The following is a 3,703-nucleotide window of genomic DNA, read 5'->3' as shown; positions in this document are numbered from 1 at the left end:
ATTTTTAATATGGCTAGGTCCTCTGCCTGTTCAGCTAATTGACGTTTTAATCGAGTAATTTCAGCGACTTGCTCTGCTTCTCTGGCGCTCGTGCTAGATTTTTTTTGCGCCGCAGTCCGCCAACTGTACAGCTGGGATTCGTAGACTTTTAGTTCTCTAGCCGCCGCTGCAACGCCTATTCTTTCAGCTAATTTCAGGGCTTCTGCTTTAAATTCTTGTGTGTGGACTTTGCGTGTTTTATTTGCTTTCATGATTCACCTCGTTAAGTGATTTTACTCACTTAGCTCGGTGTCCAAAAGTACTGGTACGGATCACAAGTTAGTAGACCATTTGAGTAACACTATTACATACCTCTTGAATCATGAGTGAAACCTTGTCTTGCTCGCTTACATCGGTCAACGAGTAGACTCGATTGTACGTATCTTCAAGGAAATCTTGGAAGATATAGCTAGCTTGAATAGAAATCGAACTGCTATTCAATTTTTGTGGGGTGGTCTGACCATCTTCATTGAGATAGAAATGCGTAGTATTTGCTGCGAATACATTGTTGCAGTACTCAGCTTGGTAGGCCAGGACCTCTCCCTCTAAGTTGCTAAAAGGAAGTTTATTTTTGTACGTGTGAAGATGAAATAATTCATGGACTATTGTCCTTATTGTATCTTTGAAAGCGCTCGCAATAAGCGATTGACTACATTCTTTTGAAATATCTACTGGAAACACAAAGGCTAATGGATCAGGGCTATCTACCCTTTTTTTGCTGACTATATCGAAGTTTGACTTGGGTAAAAAATTGACATGTAGCGAATGTCCGTTGAGCAAAGGAGAGAATTGCTCAGATATAAGTGAGGCAACTTTCGTTTCTAGTGAATCCTCTGTCTTGAAGCATTCAGAGATAGCCCTCGTAGAATAGAAAGAGAGATTATAATTTTCAGCGTTTATGCTGAATAAACTGTCTAGCCGGATATGTTTTAGGTTACTTATTAAAATTTTTTCTTCGTTGTTGCGATACCACGAATTGATTTCAATCTCGCTCTCATAAATACGAAGTACGTGCCCACTACCAAGTCTTACCTGTTGAGCGCACGCAGTAATAACTAAAATTGTTATAAAAAGTGAAATAAATTTTAACATAAGTGGAAGAGGCGAGTCAGCGACTCGCTCTCCTTTTGTTAAGAGACTGTAAAAGATTTTGTGTAAATGGCTGATTTCACTGTTAAATCCGATCCTGATATATAATCTCGAACTGTGCCATCGCTGGCTTCCAGTTGCGTATGGGCATAGTCCACTTTTTTGAAGCCTGATGCAAGGCCAAGTACAGCACCTTCATGACGGCTTCGTCGTTAGGGAACGACCGGCGAGTTTTGCTGATTTTGCGCAGTGACGCATTCAGCGACTCAATGGCATTGGTGGTATAAATGGCCTTGCGTATCTCAACTGGGTAGTCGAAGAACACACTTAAGCGCTCCCAGTTTGCCCGCCATGAGCGGCTGATGGTGGGATGCTCAGAGTCCCATGTCGAGGCGAAATTTTCTAGTGCCTGCTCGGCTTCAGCGCGAGTAGCCGCGCCATAAATGAGTTTTAAATCAGCGGCAATAGTCTTGCGCTGTTTCCAGTTTACGTACCGCAGAGAGTGGCGAATTTGGTGCACAATGCACAGTTGCACTTGAGTCTTCGGGTAAACCGCCTCAATGGCTTCAGGGAAGCCTTTAAGGCCATCGCAGCAGGCAATGAAGATATCGTCTACACCACGGTTTTTCAGCTCGTTCATTACCGATAGCCAGAATTTAGCGCCTTCAGTTTGAGCCATCCACAGCCCGAGCAGCTCTTTTTCACCGTCAGTGTTGATGCCAAGCGCTAGGTACACTGACTTATTCTGTACAACACCAGAATCACGGCTGCGAACGACTAGACAATCAAGGTAAACAACTGGGTACAGCTTTGCCAACGGACGATGCTGCCAGGCCTTGACCTCGTCCATGACGGCGTTGGTCACCTGAGAAATGAACGTCGGCGAGACTTCAACACCATAGGCTTCTTCAAGGTATGCTTGAATGTCACGAGTAGTCATGCCACGCGCATACAATGCTATGATGCGCTCATCAAATCCATTCAGCTGGCGTTCGCCTTTGCGAACTAACTTGGGCTCAAAACTACCGTTACGGTCACGAGGAATATCTAGTTCGACATCGCCATTGATGCTACGAACAGTTTTCTTGGTTTTACCATTACGAGAGTTGCCGCTGTTGTTGCCGGCTGAGTCATTTGGTGCGTAGCCTAAATGAGCTTCCATTTCAGCCTCTAGCACCCGCTCTGCCACCTTCTTGGTAAGCTGTTTGAGTAGGCCGGCTTCGCCTAAGATGTCTTCTGGGGAATCACAGCCGTCAAGCAGCTGGTCGATGAGTTTGTCTGATATTGGCATTCTGATATCCTTCTTCGATATTGTTAAGAATGCCATTTACACAGATATTTTTACACTCTCCACCTTCCACATATAACCGCTATTACACAGATAGACACAAGCTTGAATACAACACCAGCCAGTCCTTTCTGCGTTGTTAACAATTTCCGATTGGCCACAAAAAAGCCCCGCGAAGGGGCTGTGAGGTCAAATTTTATACTTTGCACAATGACTTTCTAATTTTTCGTCAATTACTGGTTCACTCGCATGTTTAGTGAAAAAGCACCTTAAGTAATCTTTTTGATCATCGTCCAAAACTTTAAACAAGTTATTAGTAACGTCATAAAGATAAATACTGTCTCCAATAATTTTTCTTTCTAATTTTCCATCTAGAGAGCGAATTAGAGCCATAAATACTATGTCTTCCGGTATCTTGGCTTTGTTGTTTACACCAAAGTTATCAAAAAGATATGTTGATGCCTCATCAGAAAGTAATTTTATATCTAGTTTTGTGATTTTTATTTTGGCGCTTTCTTCAAGTTGAGCTTCACTTTGATAAACCCTATGCTTTGTCCAAAATCCGTCATAATAAATATCAACCAGACCAGATTCGCCACATCCTTGAAGCAAAACTATAATTGTTAAAATAATATACTTTAACCTAACCACAAACCTCGCCTCCATCTTCTGTTGACCTGCAAGTCGGGCCACTTACAGTTTCTACAGTACCGTCATTGTGATCTCGCCTTGTCCCTTCGCCAGTTTGTGAATTAACTGCATTTTCTTTCAAAATTGTAGTCTGATCCTGTTGTTCATTCGGAACTCCAGCTTCGTTCACTAACACGTGTATTATTTCGTGAATAAGTCCCGTAGCTGGTGATTGAGAACCATCACTTGTAATTAATCCCTCTTGAGGGTTCCAATCAATTTTGTCGCCCATAACAGGATCACCAACAGTTGATTCAGAGCCGCCATTTGTCCTTTCAATTCTAACCGTTTGTCTACTACTTTCGATTCTATTGAAGTAAGACTTAGCTATGCTGGATTTTGAAGTTAAATAAGTTTTAGCTGCGTTATAGTCCTTTTGTAAATTTGCAGCAACTGATACTTCCCTTCCATCTGGATCTACATATTTATATGGATTGTTATTCGCATACGCATACCTATTAAAGCTATGTATATCTTTGAATCCAACCGGATCATTCGAATAGAAACGACCGATAACTGGATCATAGTATCGTGCCTGCATATAACTCAGGCCTAAGTCATTATCGTACTTATGGCCAGTGTATCCGATGTCGTCGT

5 protein-coding genes are annotated in these 3,703 nt (G+C 42.3%); all 5 read right to left on the bottom strand.

The window, feature by feature from the left end; translation table 11 throughout:
- Positions 1-251 (bottom strand): transposase (locus ACQ661_RS12600; RefSeq protein ID WP_431668578.1); only part of this gene is annotated, 251 nt, incomplete at its 3' end.
- 67 nt (positions 252-318) lie between these two features.
- Positions 319-1,131 carry a hypothetical protein gene (locus ACQ661_RS12595; RefSeq protein ID WP_153827414.1) on the bottom strand — a complete coding sequence of 271 codons (813 nt, stop codon included), beginning with the start codon at positions 1,129-1,131 and terminating at the stop codon, positions 319-321.
- Between the two features lie 82 nt (positions 1,132-1,213).
- Positions 1,214-2,419, bottom strand: coding sequence for an IS256 family transposase (locus ACQ661_RS12590; protein WP_257119949.1), 1,206 nt, complete (start codon positions 2,417-2,419; stop codon positions 1,214-1,216).
- Between the two features lie 186 nt (positions 2,420-2,605).
- Positions 2,606-3,067 carry a hypothetical protein gene (locus ACQ661_RS12585; protein WP_153827224.1) on the bottom strand — a complete coding sequence of 154 codons (462 nt, stop codon included), beginning with the start codon at positions 3,065-3,067 and terminating at the stop codon, positions 2,606-2,608.
- Positions 3,060-3,703, bottom strand: a 644-nt coding sequence (locus ACQ661_RS12580; protein ID WP_431668577.1) for an RHS repeat-associated core domain-containing protein, incomplete at its 5' end; no start/stop codon positions are given. The genes ACQ661_RS12585 and ACQ661_RS12580, both read right to left, overlap by 8 nt.

The organism is Pseudidiomarina sp. WS423 (assembly GCF_050750165.1).
In the GTDB taxonomy this organism is placed as follows: Bacteria; Pseudomonadota; Gammaproteobacteria; order Enterobacterales; family Alteromonadaceae; genus Pseudidiomarina; species Pseudidiomarina fusca.
The sequence above is the reverse complement of the archived record's forward strand: the minus strand, read 5'-3'. Positions and strand labels throughout refer to the sequence as shown.